Origin of the sequence: Rothia sp. HMSC061C12, assembly GCF_001815755.1 — a bacterium.
Taxonomy (GTDB): domain Bacteria; phylum Actinomycetota; class Actinomycetes; order Actinomycetales; family Micrococcaceae; genus Rothia; species Rothia mucilaginosa.
Genome location: NZ_KV821867.1, coordinates 350,418 through 371,665 on the forward strand (window position 1 = coordinate 350,418; position 21,248 = coordinate 371,665).

The 21,248-nt window shown below is 56.2% G+C and carries 16 protein-coding genes and 1 pseudogene; 3 read left to right on the plus strand and 14 right to left on the minus strand.

What is annotated here, in order from left to right; genetic code table 11:
- Positions 1-40: 40 nt before the first annotated feature.
- The 3 genes from dtd to aspS form a co-directional block, all read right to left on the minus strand.
- Positions 41-475, minus strand: coding sequence for a D-aminoacyl-tRNA deacylase (gene dtd, locus HMPREF3055_RS05905; protein WP_012903476.1), 435 nt, complete (start codon positions 473-475; stop codon positions 41-43).
- 106 nt (positions 476-581) lie between these two features.
- Complete coding sequence (locus HMPREF3055_RS05910; protein WP_070688170.1) at positions 582-1,109, minus strand: P-loop NTPase family protein; 528 nt, start codon at positions 1,107-1,109, stop codon at positions 582-584.
- A 189-nt stretch (positions 1,110-1,298) separates the two neighbouring features.
- Positions 1,299-3,071 carry an aspartate--tRNA ligase gene (gene aspS, locus HMPREF3055_RS05915; RefSeq protein WP_070738483.1) on the minus strand — a complete coding sequence of 591 codons (1,773 nt, stop codon included), beginning with the start codon at positions 3,069-3,071 and terminating at the stop codon, positions 1,299-1,301.
- A gap of 417 nt (positions 3,072-3,488) precedes the next feature.
- On the opposite strand from aspS, the pseudogene HMPREF3055_RS09555 reads away from it, so the two are divergent.
- Both HMPREF3055_RS09555 and HMPREF3055_RS09395 read left to right on the plus strand, forming a co-directional pair.
- Positions 3,489-3,674 (plus strand): annotated as a pseudogene (locus HMPREF3055_RS09555) (type IV toxin-antitoxin system AbiEi family antitoxin domain-containing protein); the annotation flags it as partial.
- 309 nt (positions 3,675-3,983) lie between these two features.
- On the plus strand, positions 3,984-4,445 hold the full coding sequence (locus HMPREF3055_RS09395; protein WP_246824332.1) for a DUF559 domain-containing protein: 462 nt from the start codon (positions 3,984-3,986) through the stop codon (positions 4,443-4,445).
- A 269-nt stretch (positions 4,446-4,714) separates the two neighbouring features.
- Here the strand turns inward: HMPREF3055_RS09395 and hisS are convergent, their stop codons facing one another.
- Complete coding sequence (hisS, locus tag HMPREF3055_RS05925) at positions 4,715-6,076, minus strand: histidine--tRNA ligase (RefSeq protein ID WP_049350086.1); 1,362 nt, start codon at positions 6,074-6,076, stop codon at positions 4,715-4,717.
- 301 nt (positions 6,077-6,377) lie between these two features.
- On the opposite strand from hisS, the gene HMPREF3055_RS05930 reads away from it, so the two are divergent.
- The gene (locus HMPREF3055_RS05930) at positions 6,378-7,646 is read left to right on the plus strand and encodes a DUF349 domain-containing protein (protein ID WP_070738485.1); all 1,269 of its coding nucleotides are present in this window, start codon (positions 6,378-6,380) and stop codon (positions 7,644-7,646) included.
- A 170-nt stretch (positions 7,647-7,816) separates the two neighbouring features.
- Here the strand turns inward: HMPREF3055_RS05930 and HMPREF3055_RS05935 are convergent, their stop codons facing one another.
- From HMPREF3055_RS05935 to HMPREF3055_RS05980, 10 genes are all read right to left on the minus strand, one after another.
- Positions 7,817-8,479: a DUF6318 family protein gene (locus HMPREF3055_RS05935; RefSeq protein WP_005508757.1), complete on the minus strand. Its 663-nt coding sequence runs from the start codon at positions 8,477-8,479 to the stop codon at positions 7,817-7,819.
- A 129-nt stretch (positions 8,480-8,608) separates the two neighbouring features.
- Complete coding sequence (locus HMPREF3055_RS05940) at positions 8,609-9,316, minus strand: DUF6318 family protein (protein WP_070738487.1); 708 nt, start codon at positions 9,314-9,316, stop codon at positions 8,609-8,611.
- Positions 9,317-9,459: 143 nt separating this feature from the next.
- Entirely contained in the window at positions 9,460-10,146 is a 687-nt protein-coding gene (locus HMPREF3055_RS05945) for a DUF6318 family protein (protein ID WP_070738489.1), read from the minus strand.
- Positions 10,147-10,334: 188 nt separating this feature from the next.
- Positions 10,335-11,144 (minus strand): hypothetical protein, encoded by an 810-nt coding sequence (locus tag HMPREF3055_RS05950; protein WP_246826904.1) that lies wholly within the window; start codon positions 11,142-11,144, stop codon positions 10,335-10,337.
- A gap of 355 nt (positions 11,145-11,499) precedes the next feature.
- Entirely contained in the window at positions 11,500-12,216 is a 717-nt protein-coding gene (locus tag HMPREF3055_RS05955) for a DUF6318 family protein (RefSeq protein WP_070506222.1), read from the minus strand.
- Between the two features lie 395 nt (positions 12,217-12,611).
- Positions 12,612-12,860: a hypothetical protein gene (locus HMPREF3055_RS05960; protein WP_070593355.1), complete on the minus strand. Its 249-nt coding sequence runs from the start codon at positions 12,858-12,860 to the stop codon at positions 12,612-12,614.
- Between the two features lie 383 nt (positions 12,861-13,243).
- Positions 13,244-14,140 carry a hypothetical protein gene (locus HMPREF3055_RS05965; protein WP_049345499.1) on the minus strand — a complete coding sequence of 299 codons (897 nt, stop codon included), beginning with the start codon at positions 14,138-14,140 and terminating at the stop codon, positions 13,244-13,246.
- Between the two features lie 390 nt (positions 14,141-14,530).
- Positions 14,531-17,905, minus strand: coding sequence for a type I restriction endonuclease subunit R (locus tag HMPREF3055_RS05970; RefSeq protein ID WP_070738493.1), 3,375 nt, complete (start codon positions 17,903-17,905; stop codon positions 14,531-14,533).
- Positions 17,906-18,094: 189 nt separating this feature from the next.
- On the minus strand, positions 18,095-19,339 hold the full coding sequence (locus tag HMPREF3055_RS05975) for a restriction endonuclease subunit S (protein ID WP_070738549.1): 1,245 nt from the start codon (positions 19,337-19,339) through the stop codon (positions 18,095-18,097).
- 11 nt (positions 19,340-19,350) lie between these two features.
- Positions 19,351-20,979, minus strand: coding sequence for a type I restriction-modification system subunit M (locus tag HMPREF3055_RS05980; protein WP_070738495.1), 1,629 nt, complete (start codon positions 20,977-20,979; stop codon positions 19,351-19,353).
- Between the last annotated feature and the right edge of the window lie 269 nt (positions 20,980-21,248).

The following is a 21,248-nucleotide window of genomic DNA, read 5'->3' on the forward strand; positions in this document are numbered from 1 at the left end:
ATTTAGCTCGCGGCGTGACGCCACACGGGTTAGCGCCGGCCTAGAGGGTCTCACTATCGAGAATCAGGGTCACCGGGCCGTCATTGACCAGCTCCACCTGCATGTCCGCACCGAACACGCCGGTCTCCACGTGCAGGCCACGCTCACGCAGCGCCTGAACATAGTCGTTGAACAGCGGCTCACTCACCGCGCCGGGCGCAGCGGCAGACCAGGAGGGGCGGCGGCCCTTCTTCGCATCCCCATACAGGGTGAACTGGCTGACCGCCAGCACGGGTGCGCCCTCATCGAGCAGGGACTTCTCCCCCTCCATCAGGCGCAGGTTCGCGGTCTTATCGGCAAGCTTCGCAATCTGTGCCGCACCGTCACCGTGCGTGATACCGACCAGCACCAGGTAGCCGGGCTGCTCAATCGCGCCGACCGTCTCACCCGCCACGCGCACCGCTGCGCGGGTCACACGCTGAATAACTACTCGCATCGTTCACCTTTCAACTTGGAGCCGACCTTCACCGGGCTCATACATCTCTTTCGACACCGCTCTCAGCGGCTGGTTTAGGGGAGCCGCAGTTCTAGAAGCAACAGCCTCAGAGCACGCCGCGCAGCTGCACGGCACGCAAAAACTGGTTCGCCGCCCGCGGGGTACGAAACTCAATAAAACGCTTCTGCAGATGCTGCCCGCGAGCCTCCGCCAGCAACTCCCCAACGTGCGGGTAGCTCCTCCACGTGTACCGAATCATATTGTCCGGGTCGCGCAGAATATTCTTCAGCGGCGGCTCCACATTATCAGCCCACAGCCTCTGACCCGTCACCGCACGGCGCACCGTCCGGCGAACCACACGCCACATGACCACCGCACGGCTATAGCGCAAGTAAATCACCACATCCGCACGCTCCAGCAGGCGGCCGCGCACCTGCGGATACTGCCACTCCGTAATCCACGCAGGCCGCTCAATGAGTGTCTGAACATCCGCCTCAAAACTAGGGCGCGGAGTCCAGTTCGGACCCCAATGCAACGAGTCCATCTCCGTATGCGGAATGTCCAGGAGGCGCCCCAACCGCGCCGCGAACGTCGTCTTACCGCTACAGCTCGGGCCGGCAATCAGAATACGCATGCTCCCCTCCCTTTGGTTAGTACACAAATCGGCACGCACGCCAGTTGATACAAAAGGTGGGCTGCGACCCTGCACCAGCAGAATACACAGCCCACCCTCAACGGCGACCCCGGCACAACTCAACGCCCGCCGGGTCCACGCCGCACAGGCCCACACCCCCTACGGGGCGCACGACCAAAGACTAGAGAATTACTCCTCGTCCTTCTTCTTCGGCTTGAAATCAACGCCAGCTTCCTTACGCTGCTCCGGAGTAATCGGTGCAGGAGCCGCAGTCAGCGGATCGAAACCATTACCGGTCTTCGGGAACGCAATAACCTCGCGAATCGAATCAACGCCAGCCAGCAGAGACACAATACGGTCCCAACCGAATGCAATACCACCCATGGGCGGTGCGCCGTACTTGAACGCATCCAGCAGGAAGCCGAACTTCTCCTGAGCCTCTTCCTCACCAATGCCCATCACAGCGAACACGCGTTCCTGCACGTCACGGCGGTGAATACGGATTGAACCGCCACCAATCTCGTTACCGTTGCAGACAATGTCGTAAGCGTACGCCAGAGCCGAACCCGGGTCAGTGTCGAAAGTATCCATGAACTCGGGCTTCGGGGAGGTGAACGCGTGGTGCACGGCAGTCCATGCGGAGTGACCCAGAGCCACGTCACCGGACTCAGTAGCCTCAGCAGAAGACTCAAACATGGGAGCGTCAACAACCCACACGAAAGACCACTCGCCGTCCTTAATCAGGCCGGTACGGTGACCAATCTCAACACGAGCAGCACCCAGCAGTGCACGGGAAGCCTTAGCCTCGCCAGCAGCGAAGAAGATGCAGTCGCCGGGCTTCGCGCCGGTAGCCTCAGCCAGGCCAGCACGCTCAGCGTCAGTGATGTTCTTAGCAACCGGACCGGTCAGCTTGCCATCCTCCTGAATGAGGACGTAAGCCAGGCCCTTAGCGCCACGCTGCTTAGCCCACTCCTGCCAAGCGTCCAGAGTACGGCGAGGCTGAGAAGCACCACCGGGCATCACAACAGCACCCACGTAAGGAGCCTTGAACACGCGGAAAGTGGTGTCCTTGAAGTACTCGGTCAGCTCGGTCAGCTCCAGGCCAAAACGCAGGTCAGGCTTGTCCGAACCGTACTTCTCCATCGCATCCTTGTAGGTCATGCGCTGAATCGGGCGGGGAACCTTCACGTCAATCAGGTTCCACACAGCCTCAACGATGCGCTCGCCCAGCTCAATGATGTCTTCCTGATCAACGAACGATGCCTCAATGTCCAGCTGGGTGAACTCAGGCTGACGGTCCGCACGGAAATCCTCATCGCGGTAGCAACGAGCAATCTGGTAGTACTTCTCAATACCGCCCACCTGCAGCAGCTGCTTGAACAGCTGCGGGGACTGCGGCAGAGCATACCAAGAACCCGGAGCCAGACGAGCCGGCACCAGGAAGTCACGCGCACCCTCAGGGGTTGAACGGGTCAGGGTCGGGGTCTCAACCTCAATGTAGCCGTCTTCGGCCAGCAGGTTGCGTGCCGCACGGTTCGCGTCCGAACGCAGACGCATGATGCGAGCCGGCTCCGGGCGGCGAAGATCCAGGTAGCGGTAGCGCAGGCGCGCCTCCTCACCCACCTCAACGTGCTCGTCAATCTGGAAAGGCAGCGGAGCGGCAGTGTTCAGCACCTCAACGGCGGACACCTCAACCTCAATCTCGCCGGTCGCCAGGTTCGGGTTCTCGTTACCCTCCGGGCGCTTAGTCACCAGACCGGTCACACGCAGCACATACTCGTTGCGCAGGTGCTCAAAATCAGCCTCATTGTGGAAAACACACTGGGTGACACCCTCACGGTCACGCAGGTCAACGAAAGCGACACCACCGTGGTCGCGGCGGCGAGCCACCCAACCGGTCAGGGTAACAGTCTCTCCAATATTTGCGGCGGTCAGCTCGCCGTTGGTGTGAGTGCGAAGCACAGACATTCCTTTCATAGCGGGCACCTCACGACTATAGACAGTAGCCGGGTACACGCGGTTGATGATATGCGCACACTGCGTGCGCCTCATATATTGTATCCCCTCCGGGCAGGTCGAGGGCGGGTCGGGGCAAGTCTGGGCAAGTCAGGCGCCAGAAAATGGGGTGCGGAGGCGGGATGCGGGTAGGGCGGCAGGTTCGTGGGTGTCTGCGGTCGATAGGTTAGTGTCTTCGCCGTGGGTCTTTAACCCGGGGTGAAGGCATTAACCTATCGAAAAGCCGCTAACCTATCGAAGTATTACCGGGGAATCCACTCCGCATGCCTGTGGACAAACACTTTTTCGGTAGAATCCGCGAAGTTATCCACAGATTTCACGAACAAGCCCCACAACCTCACACAGCCTGCCAGGATAAAGTCTATGAACACCGTAACTATTCCGTGGCAACGCGTCCCAAACGTACTACCGACTACACCAGAAATTACCCGCGCCGCAGAACTACACCCATTCGTGCTGAACTCCCAGATGCTCAACCTGCGAGGAATCGGTCCGAAACGCATTCGCAAGCTAGTGGCGGAAGGGTCTCTGCAACGTATCCAGCGAGGAGCCTATATTTACACCCGCGATGCCCAAGCGCTCACCCCCGAAGAGCGGCTCACGGTACGGTGCATCGCTGCTCAGATGATGGGTCTTCAAGGGATCTTCTCCCACACATCAGCCGCGGCGCTATGGGGACTTGATGTACTCTCTGTTCCCCAAATGATAAGCGTGTATAGCTGTAGTCATAGCACCTCTGACAGGGGAAGAATCACCCGGCATTACAGCGCCACTGGCCCCGAGGAAGTCACCAGGTTGCCGGGCACATCCATCATGGTTACGACGGTGGCTCGCACGCTGCAGGATTGCACGCGCAGCATGCCCTTTCGGGAGGCGGTAGTCCTCGCTGACTCCATCATGCGGCGGGGACTGATGGAGCCCCACGAGGTAACCGAGATTCTACTGAGCCTCACCGGGTACGGCGGTTCCGCAGGGCCTTTCCTTGCGCAGGCGGTGGATGCATCCAGCGAGTCGGCCGGTGAAAGCCTCACCCGGTGCCTACTCATGGAGCACAGGCTGCCCCTCCCCGTAACGCAGTACCCGATTTCATGCGAGGGCCGTAACTATCGAGTGGACTTCGCCTGGCCCGAGGCGCGGGTCATTCTCGAGTTCGACGGCGAACAGAAATACGTGGACCACCCCGGCAGGGACCGCTACGAAGCCGCCCGCGACCGTGCCCTAGCCCGCGCCGGCTGGACGGTCGTGCACCTCACGTGGGCAGACATCTTTCAGAAAGAACGGGAAGTCATCACCCACCTGCGGAAACTACTCTTGAGATAAAGCGAGGAAACGCCTCAGTCGATAGGTTAGTGTCTTCACCCCGGGTTAAAGACCCACGGCGAAGACACTAGCCTATCGAGAAGACACTAACCTATCGAAAATCTGGGCTCACACAAAAGACCCGCCCGGCAGGGAGGCCAATATCCTCCCCACCAGGCGGGTACACATCCATATGCAGGCTACAGTAACCAAATTATTACAGTAGCCAGATATTACCGCGGCCAAACACCGTAGGCATTACAGGCCCTACGATGACAGGCCCCTAATGTTTACAGACCCTCGGCACGCACAATCTGAACGTGCAGGTCCTCAGCCGGCGGCATCCACGAAGCCGGATCAGCAGCAACCTGCTCACCCGAACGGATATCCTTCACCTCGTGAACCGGGGCACCCGACTCATCCGAGGAAATGAACCACACGAACGGAATGCCGCGCTTCTCAGCGTACTTAATCTGCTTACCGAACTTCGCAGCATTCGCAGACACCTCGCAGGCAATACCGCGGGCACGCAGCGCATCCGCAACATCATTCGCAGCGGACCAGCCCTCATCATTCGTCAGGGCAACAAACACAGCCGAAGGCACCTTACGGCTCGCCTGCGCAAAACCCTGCGACAGAATACGAGCCACCACACGAGTCACACCAATCGACAGGCCAACACCCGGGTACGTCTTCTTACCGTTCGACGCCAGCGACTCATAACGGCCACCCGAGCAAATCGAACCCAGCGACTCGTGACCAACCAGAACAGTCTCATACACGGTGCCGGTGTAGTAGTCCAGGCCGCGAGCAATCGACAGGTCAGCCAGCACCTTACCCGGCGCACGGCGAGCCGCCTCCTCAATGACCTCAGCCAGCTCAGCAAGACCCTGATCCAGCAGCTCATGCTCCACCGAATACTTAGCCGCAAGCGCACGCACCTGCTCCACAAAAGAAGCATCCTCAGTGCGGATCTGCGCCAGCTCCAAGGCGGCAGCGGCAGCATCCGCGCTCGCACCAGCCTCAGCCTGCAGCTCCTCAGCCACACGCTCAGCACCGATCTTCTCCAGCTTGTCAATAGAACGCAGAACAGCCGCAGTATCAGTCAAACCCAAGCCCAGGTAGAAACCCTCAGCCAGCTTGCGGTTATTCACACGCAGCTTGAACTCAGGAATCGGCAGCTTCGACAGTGCATCAACAACAACCAGTGCCAAGGTCACGTCGTAACGGAACGGCAGCTCGCCGTCGCCAACCACGTCAATATCAGCCTGAGTGAACTCGCGGGCACGACCCTCCTGCGGACGCTCACCACGCCACACCTTCTGAATCTGGTAACGCGAGAACGGGAAATTCAGGTAACCGGCGTTCTCCACCACGTAACGGGCAAACGGCACGGTCAGGTCAAAGTGCAGAGCCAGCTTTTCCTTAGCCTTAGCAGCCTCGTCCTCCTGCAGGCGAGAAATTGCGTAAACTTCCTTGTCAATCTCACCCTTGCGCAGCAGCTGCTCAATAGTCTCTACCGAACGAGTCTCAATCGGGGAGAAACCGTGCAACTCAAAAGTCTCACGCAGAGTGTCCAGAACATGATTCTCAACCAACCGCTCAGCCGGAAGATACTCGGGAAAACCAGACAGCGAAGCCTTGCGAGCCATACTCGATACTCCTTGACAAAGAACTCGACAACAAAACCCCGGAACACGCCGGGCATATCTACCCATCATACCAACACCCGCCCCAGCACAGCACCCACTCCCCCAGCTCACCCGACACAAACCCGCGCAAACCCGCAGCCGGCAGGTTCGCCCACAACACAACACGACCAGACACTACTCACACACACCCCACAGAGGCTATGCTTAGGAGGTGCACACGCACACCCAAACGGGTGCCCACCACGGGGAACAGCGCAAAGGCGCCCCACCCCCAGCACCCCCGAGTGAAAGAGTTATAGCGGTGACTACCAAACCCGACGACACTGTAAACCTCGAAAAGGCACGCCAGTACGGCCGCGTCTCCGAGGACGGCCACGTCTTCGTCATTGTCGACGGCGAAGAATACGCCGTAGGCCAGCTGCCCGGCGCCTCCGAAGAAGAAGCGCTCAGCTACTTCGCCCGCAAGTTTGAAAACGTCGAGGCGCAGGTTGCCCTGCTCGAATCCCGCCTCGCCAACAACGCCCCCGCCGCAGACCTGCAGAAGGGCATCACCTCCATCGGTGCACAGATCGGTGTGCGCAACATGGTCGGTGACTACTCCGGCCTGCAGAAGCGCCTCATCTCCCTCGCAGAGCAGATCGCTGAACTCGGCGAAAAGCAGCAGCAGGCACGCACCGAAAACCGTGAACGCGCCCTCGCCGTCCGCGAAGAAATCGTCGCGGAAGCCGAGCAGATTGCCGGCCAGGACCCCGACCAGATCCACTGGAAGAACTCCCACTCCCGCATGAACGAACTGTTCGAAGCGTGGAAGAAGGCACAGCGCGAAATTCACCTGGCAAAGAGCGTAGAGGACGAGCTGTGGAAGCGTTTCCGCGCAGCCCGCACCACCTTCGACCGCAACCGCCGCGCACACTTCTCGCAGCTCGACGACCGCAACGCACGCATCAAGCGCGCCAAGGAAGAGCTGATTGCACGTGCGGAAGAGCTGTCCACCTCGACTGACTGGTCTGAGACTTCCCGCGTATACGGCGACCTGATGCGCGCCTGGAAGCAGGTACCCCGCGGCCACCGTCGCGAAGACGACAAGCTGTGGGCACGCTTCCGCGCGGCACAGGACTTGTTCTTCAACGCCCGCAACGAAGCCGAAGCAGCGCAGGACGCAGTCTACGCCGAAAACCTCAAGGTCAAGGAAGCACTGCTCGAAGAAGCACGCGCACTCCTGCCCGTCGAGGACATTGAGGGCGCGAAGGCCGCCTTCGAGAAGATCCTGGACCGCTGGGATGCGGCAGGCCGCGTACCCCGCAACGACCTGCGCCGCGTCGACGGCGAACTGCGCCGTATTCAGGACGAAATCAACGGCGCCGAAGAGGCAAAGTGGAAGCGCAACGACCCCGCCAAGGCGGCACGCGCGAACTCCCTGCTCGCACAGATCGAGGACTCCCTCGCCGAACTGGAAGCAGAGCTCGCAGTAGCTGAGAAGGGCGGCGACTCCAAGAAGATCGCCAAGGCTAAGGAAGCTCTGGAGGCGCGCCGCGCCTGGGCAGCAACCCTGCAGGGCTTCGGCAACTAGGGTCTAGCAGACGGTCTAAATAACGGTCTAATTAACGCCGAGAAGCCACATGTGTTTCGAAAAGCCACCAACAAAGTGGCTTCTCGGCGAACATGTGGCTTCTGCGTGTCTGCGGGGATGTCTCTGCTGGGTGTCTGCAGGGTGCGGAATTTTAGGCTCGGCTGGAGGGGCTAGTCATCAACGGGCTCATAATTCATGATTTCCCATTTCTGACCGTTGTGCTTCAGCTCAAATCTAAAGGTGTCATCGGTTTTATCGTCATTACTCCATTTGCGCCAGCTACCGTCAGATTCAACATAAGTCTCGTAATCCCATTCGCGGTACGCCTTCCAGAAATAGGTTTCACCGTCTTCGGACCAGGGGTTACCGTCAGCAAGATAATGGTTTATACCGCCAATGACCCATCCGCCGCTCTTGTAAAGCTCCTCGACGCCTGTATAGGCCTTACGTTCGTCTTCAAAAGTAGGGGACATGAACTTGAAAGCCATCGAGTAATCGCCAGTTTGAGTACCGTAATTACCCCACAAGATCCAGGCATCCATCGTCTTGCGTATGCCCTCTAGAGACTTTTCGTTGTAGCCGTCCTCCGGAACGTTAGGCTTCGGCACATTCTGTGCCGGACCGTACTTATCCGCCGGGCGGTACTCGCCGTCGGGTGCCTTTGATCCGCCCGAGTAGCCGCGGACAGTAGACGGGGTCGCGCTCGGCGCGGCGGAAGTCGTGGCTGCCGCCTCGTTATTAGCCTGCTGGCCGCACGCCGCAAGCAGGGTGCTCATGCCCAGGAGTGCACCGCCGTTCAACAACGCTCGACGAGTAAGAAAAACGGAAGTCATGGAAGTAGATTCCTTCTATCGGTGTGGTGTGAATGGGGGATGCTGATTAGAAAGTGGAAGATAGAGAAATAATTCTCGAAGCAAGAATAAGAATTCTTGCGATACTAATAAATGCTTTAAATTTCCTATCTAGTCATCTACTTGTTCAAAGTCGATAATCTTCCAGCCCTCAGAGGTGTACTTGAACGAGAACTTCCACGTGTCATCATCTTTAGCGTCATTCTCGTAAGACTTCCAATCGCCGTTAGGTTCAACGTACATAACGTAACCCCACTCCCGGTACGCCTTCCAGAAGTAAGTCTCCCCCTCAATCCAGGGGTTCCCGTCAGCAATGTAGTGATCAAGCCCCGCAATAATCCAGCCGCCCCGCTTGTAGAGGGATTCAAGACCTTCGTAGGAATCTAGTAGTTCAGTGAAGCTACTGTCAACGAATTTGCGTGCTTGACTGTAGTCTCCGGTCTGGGTGCCGTAGTTGTTCCATTCAATCCACGCATTGAGTGTTTTGCGCAGACCTTCATTAGACTTTTCGCGGTATCCGTCCTCTGGTGATGCAGGTTTCGGAACGTTTTGCGCCGGGCCGTTAGGGTCAGCTCCACGGTATTCGCCGTCAGGTGCTTTGGAGCCACCCGAATAGCCTCGGACAGTAGACGGGGTTGCACTCGCCGAAGGCGACTCAGACGCGGTAGCAGACGCCGAAGCGGTCTCGCTCGGCGCGGCGGTCGCGGTGGCTGCCGCCTCGTTATTTGCCTGCTGGCCACACGCCGCAAGCAAGGTACCAAGACCCAGAAGGGTACCGCCGCTCAGCATCGCGCGGCGGGTCAAAATAACGGAAGTCATGGAAGTAAATTCCTTCTATCGGTGTGGTGTGTAAATAGAGGGAGGCTGGTTAGAAACCGGAAAGTCACCAGCATGAGCAGTATTATTCCGCTTTATTGCCCATGGCTCTCAGGGGCATCCCCTTTTCCGCTACCAATAATCTTTCAATAGCCATCTGAATATTTATAGAAGTAATTGAAAAGATCGTCATCTTTATTTGTATTAGCTTGCTTGGTAATTTCTCCATCAGAATCCACATACATAACAGTGGTCCAGAAACGACGAACCTTCATACGGTAGAACTTCTGCTGATTGTCATAAATCAAGTCACCTTCAGATCGGTAAGCATCCAACCCATCAACAACCCAGCCGCCGCGCTTATAAAGATCATCAATGTACTCATAAAACGGGTATTCCTTAGAAGTCTTTTCGACGTATCGGAAAACCGGAGCGCAATCCCCGGTCTGAATAGCATAGTTATGGGCAGTCAACCAGTCTTGCATCATATGGTCGATACCCTCTTCAGTCTCGGGGTACTGTGCGGGTTCCTTACGCGGCTCGGGGACGTTCTGAGCCGGGCCGTAGCCGTCCGCCTTACGGTATTCACCGTCGGGTGCTTTGGACTGACCAGAGTATCCGCGCGTAACCCTCGGGCTTGGAGTAGCCGATGCAGAAGCAGTATCAGATACCGCCGCAGACGTCGAAGCAGTCTCGCTCGGCGCGGCGGATGTTGTAGCAGATGCGCTCACCTCGTTGGTGGCTTGTTGGCCGCACGCCGCAAGCAGGGCACCAACACCCACAAGTGCGCCGCCGCTCAACAGTGCGCGGCGGGTAAAAAGGTTGGAAGTCATGGAAATACATTCCTCATATCGGTGTGAAGTGTGAATAGGTGGCTGGCTAGAAACCGGAAGACTAACCTGCCGAAGGGGAAGAACCCCCGATAGCTGAGAAGCCACATGCGTTTCGAAAAGCCATAAACAAAGTGGCTTCTCGGCGAACATGTGGCTTCTCAACGTAAGACCCACGGCAGAGAGATGCCTTACATATCGGGCCAGTCGCGGTGCAACGAATACTCCGTATCCCCGTCACCGCTATCATTCAGATGCCAGCGCTGACCAGTACGGATATCGGCCTTGCGCAGGCGCGGGTTCGGGTTATCCTTCTTACCCATGGTCGGATCATTCTTGCAGCCCCAACGAGTGTCGTCGTAGCTGCAGTCACCGGCTACGCGTCCCACATCAACCCACCACACACGCACCAGCAGCGGGTCACTGGTTGCCTGCGGGGTCACCATCATCATTTGCCAGGGGCCACCGTCCACGCGGAAACGAGCCGTGTAGTGCACGGTCGCGTACGCGTGGAAGTTACCCGAACGCTGGTAGGCGTAGCTGGTATCCGTTTGACGCGGACGCTCACGAGGGTAGGTGGTGACCGGTTTGCCCGCGGTGTAGTTGGTGTCTGTATCACCATTGCCGTACTCGATGAAGTACGAGGAGGGCATGAGTTCAATTTCGACGTGTCCGGCGAGCATGTCTGCTTCGAGGCGGTAGGGGCCTCCGTCATCGACGTAGAAGTTGATCTGGTCGCCCTTGTAGACGTTGGGGTCGCCTTCTGCTCGGCCGGTTCCTGCGGGGTTGTTGTAGGACTGGTGCAGGGTCGGCTTGCCCGGCTCTAGCGACTCTGCAGCATGGCGGATTTCCTCCATGACTTCTTCGTAGGTCGGGCCGGTGGGACCCGGACTGTCGGCACTGGTCAGGGTGCGGGTATCGTTGGGAATGCAGCTAGCAGAAGAAGGACTATGTCTGCTTCCACCACGGTCGATAGGAATTCCGTTTTCGTCTACGGTCATGTTTGTATATCCAACATGCCCTACTCGTCCGTCTAGCGTGGTGCAGAAGAAATTGTTGGGGTTGTCTTTATAAGATGTAACATAAAATCCCTCGCGCCGTTTTGTCGTATCTGTTTCGGGGGCAGGCGTTACTGGCTGGTTTGTAACGGAATCAATATCTGAAGCGCTTCCTGTTCTTTCCGTATTTTCATTTCCAACCATTTCTTTAGGAGGAATTTTCTCTTGGCATATGCTAGCAGTATTATTTGATGAACATTCACTCGTTTTTACATCTGCAAATGAGGGGAGAATACTAAGTTGAAATATTTGTATGCTTACAAAAGGGAGGAAGAGAATTTTATGCCACTGCTTCATTTTAATCTTCAACCTTTACATACCCAATAAGCTCCCATTTTTGACCGTTGTGCTTTAGCTCAATTTTATAAGTGTCGTTAGTTTTATCTTCATTGGTCCAAGAGCGCCAACTACCATCAGCCGCGACATAAATCTCCTTTTCCCAGACATGGTAAGCCTTCCAAAAATAAGTCTCCCCGTCCTCAGACCACGGCGCGCCATCAGCAGTCAAGCTTTCAATACCATCAATCACCCAACCACCATGCTGGTAAAGCCTCTCGACACCCTCATAAGCCTCCAACTCGCTCTTAAAAGTCGGCGACACAAACTGACGAGCCATCGAATAATCACCAGTCTGCACGCCATAATTACCCCATTTGACCCAAGCGTCCAAAGTCTTACGCATACCTTCAACAGACTTCTCACGGTACCCGTCTTCAGGCTCAGCAGGCTTGGGCACATTCTGCGCCGGACCGTACTTATCAGCAGGGCGATACTCACCATCAGGCGCCTTCGAACCACCCGAATAACCGCGGACAGTAGACGGAGTAGCACTCGCCGAAGGCGACTCAGATGCCGCCGCAGAAGCCGAAGCCGACTCGCTCGGCACGGCGGTCGATGATGCCGAGGCTGCCGCCTCGTTATTTGCCTGCTGACCGCAGGCTGCGAGCAAGGCACCCAGGCCCACAAGTGCGCCGCTACCCAACAGGGTACGGCGGTTGAAAATGGTCGAATCCATAGAAGATACGCTCCTAGCATCGGTGACGGTGTGTTATTTAGTTGCTAGTCAGACCGTTATTCACAGGTCAAACTGACTGCCGGAAGAAAAACAGCCCCGTAGCGCACCCAACAAACGCATCAATGCGTTATGGAACACTACAGTTACCACCCTACCGCATCTTTGTGTCTATTTGTGTTGCTTTGAGTGCAATAGTATCTGAACGTCATTATTCGGACACATCAATGCTTTATGCATCAAATATCTCTGCGTCCACGAAGGCGCCGACCCTGCAGAATTTGTGCCATGGTTTAGTGTCTTCGACCGTGGTTTTTAACTACGACCAAAGACACTAACCTATGGCATAAATCCGCAACTCATGACCGGATCCCATCTGTGCCAGGTGGGCGGGTCGGCTACACGGCGAGCGCATACATGTCGCGGAGGGCCTCTTCCGCCTCGTCGAGGGCATATCCGCTCTGGCAGAGCACGTCGCAGCCGTTACCGTAGCGGAGGCCGGCGAGGAACTCGCGGTCAGTCACCTCCGGCAGGTACACCATGAGGTATTCGCCGTTGTCAGTGAAGAAGTCGTCAATGTTGGCGGCGTCCTGGCCGGAGTAGAAGGCGCGGAAGTCTTCGTCATTGTAGTAACCAACCGTGTACATGAGGGGCTCCTTTGGTCGCTCGGCGGAGTGGGTGAGAACGCGTCGTTGTTCTCTACCACCAAAGGTACGGGGCGCCCCTGACAAGATAAGGGGCTGCACCACCCGCACCGGAAAAAATACACAAAATATTTGCGTGACGAGGGGTTTTCTGGAGGTGCACTCCCCCGCGGATGCATCGAGCTTATAAAAGCTTTTAACATGCCAAAGCAGCCCACCGAGTTGCCAATACGGAATAGCCACTCGGAGGGCTGGAATGAGAGTACACCACTACCGCTAGAACTATATTAGGGCTTCGTTCTAATCAGACGATGCATAGCATCACTTTTGCAACTCATTATGCATTAGACGGAGAATAATCTACCAAAGGTTGAATCATTGGCATATTAACCACCAATTCTTGCCCCATGCAGCAAAGCAATGATTAGAAAATAGGCATTCATAAATAAATACATACACAGAATACTGATAATAGATTTAACTATCACCCTCACATGACTTCTATACTTTTTATTATTCAGCCTATTAACCTCATTTTTGGCAAGGTCAATTCTTACAAGGCATGAAATTGCCCCAATAATAGCACCAACTACAGGAATTACCGTTACAACCAAACCAAAAGGGTCTCCTAGAATTAAGGCAATGGTGAAACCAATAAACAGCCCAATAGTCGTTCCCCTCCCGGCATAATCAACAAAATCACGCATCAAGAGAAGGAGATAACCAGACTGCCAGCGCTTCTTAACCCAAGAATACTTTGCCAGGATATTCTCTTCTTTAATGAGGTTCAGAATGTCATCATAGCTAACAAAATCTGCATATTTTATTTCCTCCACCTCGGAACAAAAATTCCTTAAAGATAGATAGACCTCCCCAAATGGGTCATATTTAGGGGTGATACCAGTCATTTTTTCCAGCTGGGCCAACGAATCGATACAATTACTTTGCGCAGTAGAGCTTGGCTCCTTTTCAACCCACTTTAGAAAATGTTGAACCTTATCTTTAAATTCATTATCTACATCTTTGGGAGGAAACAGGTGAAGCGGGTGGGATATATTAAATGCAGCGTTCCTTATTGATGCTTTTCCAAACCGCTTAAAAGATTCAAATTTTGATTCTCTATATATACCAAATTCGTTTAGGATACTAGCAATCATCTCATTCCTAGCCGTTGCGTACCAAAAATATCCAGTTGATTCAAGAACCATCCGGAAAATAAGGCATAAAGTCACAAACACCAGTAAAAGTGAGGTCACTGCTGCAATCATACCGAGGTTACCCATAGTCTTTTCCTTCCCAACTCTGCGAATTTCGGTGCTTCTGATTACAGATTAGAAAAGACCCCTGACAAGATAAGGGGCTGTGCCGCCCCGTATGGAAATTCGGTCATGGGTTACGGACTTCGACCATGGGTTAGTGACTCTGGGCTGGGGTTTTAACCATTGCCAAAGACGCTAACCCATGGTCGAAAATCGGTGCTGTGCAGAGGGGCTAACCAGCAGCGTAGAGCCGGGTTGATGCTGTGCCCCCCTTCCCCCGTTTAACGGTGAAAAGCCATATGTGTTTCGAGAAGCCACCAAAGAAGTGGCTTCTCGAAACACATGTGGCTTCTGGGCGGATTACCGCAAACTAGCGCGGGTTACAGTACATAACCGTGCGTTAGTTTCCGAGGGTTATTCTCCACCAAGGAACGGCATGAAGCGGACGATGTGCTTCTCCAGCTTCTGCTTCACGCGCTTCGCCTTGGTTGCTGCGTCCTCGGTCTTCGCGCCGCCGAGCTTGCCGCCGAAGAGCGAGATTTTGCCCTTGACCAGGCGGCTGATCTTGCCGGGGATGGTGCGGCGGTTTTCCTTGAGCGCACGGTTGACGACGCGCTGGGTCTCTGCGGAGTCCAGCTCTTCGTCCTTGACGATGGTGTCTTCTTCGCGGGTGCGGCGGTCGGTCACGTAGTGGTGGAAGTGTTCCTGCACGTCGTGGTCTTCGGACTCGTTCAGGTAGGTGTCGAAGTAGTCCTCGATGATGTCGCCGCTTTCGCGCAGGTCGGCGTCGTTACGAATTGCGAGGCGCACGCGGTCGCGGAAGTACTCGACGCTGTCCTGGGCAGTTTCGGCGGTGCCGCTCTCCCCTGCCGTCTTGCCGTGGCGTGCGGCGCGGGCTGCCTTGACGAGCTCGAGGATGTAGAGCACACCGACTTCCTGCTGTTTCACCAGCTCGGTGAGGAAGTGGATACCGGCGAACGGGTCGACCTTATCGGTCCTATCTTCGCCTTCGTCGGTTCCTTCTTCCTGTGCCTTACGCTGCTCACGAATCTCTTCGTAGATGTCGTTGTAGACACCGGTGTAGCCCTGCATGTCGTAGTCGCTGATGAGTTCGTTGCCGCCGTCGCGGATGAACTCGTCGTGCACGCGCAGTTCCTGCTGCAGCTCAAGCACCTTGTTCATGACCTCGATGTAGCGGGCCTTCTCCTCGGGAGTGTCCACAGTGATGGAGCCACCCTCGTCAATGGGGAATTCTTCGCGCAATTCAGAGACGGCCTGATCGTATGCGGCGTAGGCTTCCTTGTAGGGTCGGGTGAAGGCGATGGCGAGGGCGGACTGGCCGTTGCTGTTTTCGGTGTCGCCGAAGAGGGTGAAGGCGTCCTTGGTTGCCTGTTCGAGGTCGCGGAAGCACACGATGTTGCCGGAGGGCTTGAGCGAGTTGAGGATTCGGTTGGTACGGCTGTACGCCTGAACCAGGCCGTGCATCTTCAGGTTCTTATCCACCCAGAGGGTGTTGACGGTCTTGGAGTCGAAGCCGGTGAGGAACATGTTGACGACGATGAGCAGGTCCAGCTCACGCATCTTCATCTTGCGGGAGACGTCCTTGTAGTAGTTGTCGAAGGAGTCGCCGTCGGTGCTGAAGTTGGTGCCGAACATGGTGTTGTAGTCTTCGAGGAAGCCGTCCATGCGGCTGCCGGTGCTTTCGGTGTCGAAGGCGTAGTTTTCTTCTTCGCCGAAGGTGTCGAAGAGCTGCCCGCCGTTGCCCTGCGAGTAGATGATGGCGACCTTGAGCTTCTGTTCGGGGCGCAGGGTGCCGTCTGCGATGCGCTCTTCTTGCAGGGTGTTGAGGGCGTCGTAGTAGGTGCAGGCTGCGTCGATGGAGGAGGTTGCCAGGATTGAGTTGAAGCCGCGCACGCGTTCTACGTAGTGTTTGGTGGCGCCGTTAATGGTGCGGGTCTTCTTGACCTCGTAGCTGGTGGCTGCGCTCTGGTTGGTTTTGCGGTCGTAGTTGTCGAGGATGTAGGTGGCTACGGCTTCGATGCGTTCAGGGCTTTCGAGTACTTCCTTGCTCTTTGCGAACTTTTCGAGTTCCTTCGCGTCGGGGGTTTCGGCGCGTTCGGCGGCGATTTCTTCTGCGTAGGAGGTTTCTTCGAGTTCGGCGAAGTGGGGGCTGGTGTTGGTGTATTCCAGGTGGAATTTCAGCACGTTCTTGTCGTTGATGGCGTCGACGACGGTGTAGGTGTGCAGGCAGTCGCCGAAGACTTCGACGGTGGTGGTGCCGGGGCCGCCTACGGAGTTCTTGTCGAAGATGGGGGTGCCGGTGAAGCCGAACATGCTGTACTTCTTGAAGCTCTTCTTGATGGCGGTGTTCATGCGGCCGAACTGGGAGCGGTGGCATTCGTCGAAGATGATGGCTACACGCTGGCCGTAGACGGGGTGTTCGGGTTCGGCGGTGATGAGGTTGGACAGCTTGTGGATGGTGGTGACCACGATGCTGGTTCCGCGGTCGGCGAGGCGGTTGCTGAGTTCGCGGGTGCTGCCGGTGGAGCTGACGGAGTCTGCCTGGAAGTTGTTGTATTCGAGCATGGTCTGGTAGTCGAGGTCCTTGCGGTCCACGACGAAGAGAACCTTGTCGACGAGCCCGGTTTCTGCCAGGCGGCGTGCGGTCTTGAAGCTGGTGAGGGTCTTGCCACTGCCGGTGGTATGCCAGATGTAGCCGCCGGCTTCCTTGGTGCCGAGGCGCTTGGGGTCGTTGTTGGCGATTTCGACTTGCTTAATGATTTTTTCGGTTGCCGCGATCTGGTAGGGGCGCATGACGAGCAGGTCCTGGCCTACGGTGAAGATGCAGTAGCGGGTCAGGACGTTTGCGAGGGTGTGGCGGGTGAGGAAGGTGCGCGCGAAGAGGATTAGGTCGTTGATTCGGTTGTTCTGTTCGTCTGACCAGTAGCTGGTGAAGTCGAAGCTCTTGCCTGCGGAGCCGCCGGAGGCGGTCTTGCGGCCGGCCTTCTGCTGGTCTTCGACGTGCTTGTGGCGCACGGTGTTGGAGTAGTACTTGGTTTCGAAGCCGTTGCTGATGACGAAGATCTGGGCGTATTCGAAGAGGCGGTGCTTGTCCTGCTGGAAGCCTTCGTTCTGGTATCGCTCGATCTGCTGGAAGGCTTCGCGGATGCTCACGTTGCGCTTCTTGAGTTCGATGTGTACGAGGGGCAGGCCGTTGACGAGGATGGTCACGTCGTAGCGGTTGAGTACTTTGCCGTTGGGGGCGGGTACGCGGTACTGGTTGATGACCTGCATGTGGTTGCGTGCGGGGTAGGCGGCGTCGATGAGCATGATGTTGCGCAGGGTGCCGTCTTCGAGGCGGAAGTCGATGAAGCGTTCTTCCTGAATCAGCTTGGCCTTCTCCAAGATGCCGTCGTTGGAGCGGGCGATGTGTTCGGTGAGCAGGCGGTCGAATTCTTCGTCGGTGAAGTGGAAACCGCTGTTGGGGCCGTAGGCGCCTTCTTCGGGGCGGGTGTTGAGGCGTTCGAGCTGTTCGCGCAGGTTGCGGATGAGTGCGGTCTCGTCGGTGAGGCGCGGCAGGTAGTCGTAGCCCTGGGTTTTGAGGGTTTCGATGAGTTCAGCTTCGAGCTGCGCTTCGCTCTGGTGCTCACGCTTCTGCTGGTGCTGGGCCTTCCAGTCCTTGTAGCCCTTTGCTTCGGCGAGTTCGGCAATGACGGTGAAGTCGTCCGAGCTGAGGATGCTTTCGGTGCGTCCTTCGGTGGGGCGGGGGTGGTTGGGTACGGTTTCCACGGGGTGCTCCTTTGCGTAGGGGTTGAGTGTGTGGATGGGTGGGCTCGGGGTTGGTGGGCCCAGTTTATTGAGTATGGGTTGTTGAGTGTGGTTGAGGTATGTGATTGAGGTCTAGCGGCCCGTGCAGGGGTGGCGGGTGCCGCCCCTGCACGGGGTGTGCGCGTGATGCGCGGTTTGATGCGCGGGTGGCTACTGGTTGTCGCCCTTGCGGGGGAAGGTAAGTAGCTGGTCACGGTAGTACTCGTACTGACTACGACGTGCGGCGAGCTCTGCGGGTAGACCCTCGGAGAGGCTCGTGGTTAGAGAGTCGAAGCGGTCGAGAATATCGACAATGCGCTGCTGCTCTTCCAGAGGCGGAACCGGAAACTCGATTTTCGCAAGGTTCTTAGGCGCAACATCAATAACCTTCGTACCGAAAGCATGACGCCTTTTATCCTTATTGAACCGGCCGGTTGCCATGTAATAAGAAATAAACTTTGCGTTCTGCTCGGGAGCTTTAATAACCGTTGCGTGGCCGCCAGTAACAATGTCAGAATCTCCAACCCACGCTACAGCCTTGCAAACGTCTTCAAGGTTTTCACTCGTATTAGCCACAATGACATCACCAGGGTTAACTACAGCAAGCTTTTTCGCTTTGTCTTCCGGAACGTGCGCAATAACTTCTGCGGTTGCAGTACCAAATTTGGTGTAAATCTGACCGTAGTGAATTGCACCCACACCGGATTCGGAAAAATCGGTTTTCGGCATACCTGAACCACGCACAAGCCGCGCAAAAGAGCCCAAGGGGACGCGGGGGCAGTCGAGGGCTTCGAAGAGCGAATCACGGTAGTACTCGTATTGCAGAGTACGCGCTTCCAGCTCCGCTTCCAGCTCCGCTTCCAGCTCCGCTTCCAGGTTCGTGAATTTGTCGAGAATTTCAACAATCGCTTCCTGAATCTCCATCGGCGGAACAGGAAACTCAAACTTCTTGAAACGCTTCATATCCACGCTGGCAAAGCTAGATTGCGTAGTATTCGAAAGGCACCAACGATCCAGAACAAACGAATAGTAGTAGAGGAATTTAGGCAACAGAAGGCTCTTGAACTCTTCCTTAGGGGTCAGAACAGTGAACCTCTGATTGCACAGAAAATCTACGTTGATTAGCGCATGCTCACCAATCGTTGCAGAAGTTGCCACGATGATTGAACCAGTGGGGAACATGCCACCCTTTTTCAAAGCACTTTCATGAACGGACTGCATGGCTTCTGATAGGACTCCGCCATTTTCACGGATGTCTTCCATGCGGAACCAGGGAACAGTTCCGTTCTCCCAATAGCTGCTATTGGACTTAGACGGGGTATAGCCGTTACGGGTAGTGAATAGCTCCTCAATGGGGTAGAAATCCACCCCATCCGGGCAGAGTTCAGCCACCAGCCGGTCAATATAATTCGTCATCTCAGCCACGACTACTCGCCGCCTTCCAAGCGCGCCACAATAGCGTCAATCTCCACGCGCAACTGAGCCTGACGAGCCACAATGTTCTCAATACGAGAATTCAACTCGACAATATCCACGCGCTCACGCGTATCCTCCGGCTCAACCCAGCTCGACACCGCCAGGTTCGCCTCCTGCTCCAGCAGCTTCTCCACCGGAACCAGCGCCGAGAAATGCTCACGTTCCTCACGAGCCGCCAGCACATCCAGAATCTTCTCACGGTGCGCCTTACCCAAAATATTCTGGTTCGTGCCCTTATCAAAGAGCTGCGAAGCATCCACGAACAGCACCGAATGATCCTTGCGACGGCCCTTCTTCAACACCAGAATGCAGGTCGCAATGCTCGTACCGTAGAACAGGTTGGCGGGCAGCTGAATCACAGCATCCACCACGTTCTGCTTCAGCAAATACTCACGAATCTTACGTTCCGCACCGCCACGGTACAGCACACCCGGGAACTCAACGATAGCCGCCGTACCCGCCTCATCCAGCGACGCCAGCATGTGCATCGTAAACGCCAGGTCAGCCTTCGACTTAGGCGCCAGCACAGCCGCCGGGGCGTAACGGTCATCGTGAATCAGGGTCGGGTCATCATCACCCTTCCACTTCGTCGAATACGGAGGGTTAGACACAATCGCACCGAACGGCTCCTCAAAATCACCGCCCGCGCCACCGCGGTGCTTCGGGTCAATCAGAGTATCACCGTGCGCAATGCTGAAATCATCCACCGGTACACCGTGCAGAATCATATTCATACGGCACAGGTTGTAAGTGGTCAGGTTAATCTCCTGACCCACAAAACGCAGGCCGTCCGAGTTCTTACCCAGCTCACGCTTAACCTTCAACAGCAGCGAACCCGAACCACACGCCGGGTCATACACGGTACGAATCTGCTCGGCATCACGACCATCCATGGCAATCTTCGCCAGCAGCTCCGAAACCTCCTGCGGAGTGTAATACTCACCGCCGCTCTTACCCGCATTCGCCGCGTACATGCCCATCAGGTACTCGTAGGCGTCACCAAAAGCGTCGTTCTCGCTATCCTCGTAACCCTTCTCAAGATTCATGCCCGCCACAGCATCCATGAGCTTCAGCAGGTTCTCGTGACGAGCCGCCGGGCTCACACCCAGCTTATTTGAATCCAGCACGAAGTCGTCGAAGAGGCCCTTCACGTTATCCTCAGACTCGGTACCGCGCGCCGACTCCTCAAACGCCTTGAACACGTTCGCCAGGGTCTCGTTCAGGTTCTGATTCTGGCCAGCGTTCTTATACACATTCGAGAACAGCTGCGAAGGCAACAAGAAAAAGCCGCGCTCATTGACGAAATACTCTTTAATGTGATCTTTGAACCGGTCGTCTGGGATATTCTCAAAGCAATCAGGCATGTCAATATCCTGGCTCTCAACAAAGCGCACCTGGCTCTCAGAGAGGTAACGGTAGAAAAGCATGCCCAGCACGTACTGCTTAAAGTCCCAGCCGTCTACCGAACCACGCAGGTCATTCGCAATACGCCAAATCGTAGAGTGCAGCTGCGCACGCTCAGCGTTGCGGTTACGGTGCTCGTCAGTGGTAGTGGAAGAATCCGTAGACTGCGTCGTCATAGGGGCGGTCAACCTCTCATTAGTTATCGTTTCTACAGTCGAAGAAACGCCAAAAGTTCGGAACCTGTGCGGTCCCGGTCGTACACATGCGCCAGCGCCGGTTTAGATGCCTTACTCGGTGGGAGCGTTCGTAGCTTCCACAAGCCATTTCGTACCCGGCGGCGCGAACTCTTTCAGTATACGGGTTCCCCCGACCCCGCACGCGCCGGTTCGTCATCGCTGAGCCATTGGCTGTTTCGATAGGTTAGTGTCTTCGCCGCGGGTCTTTA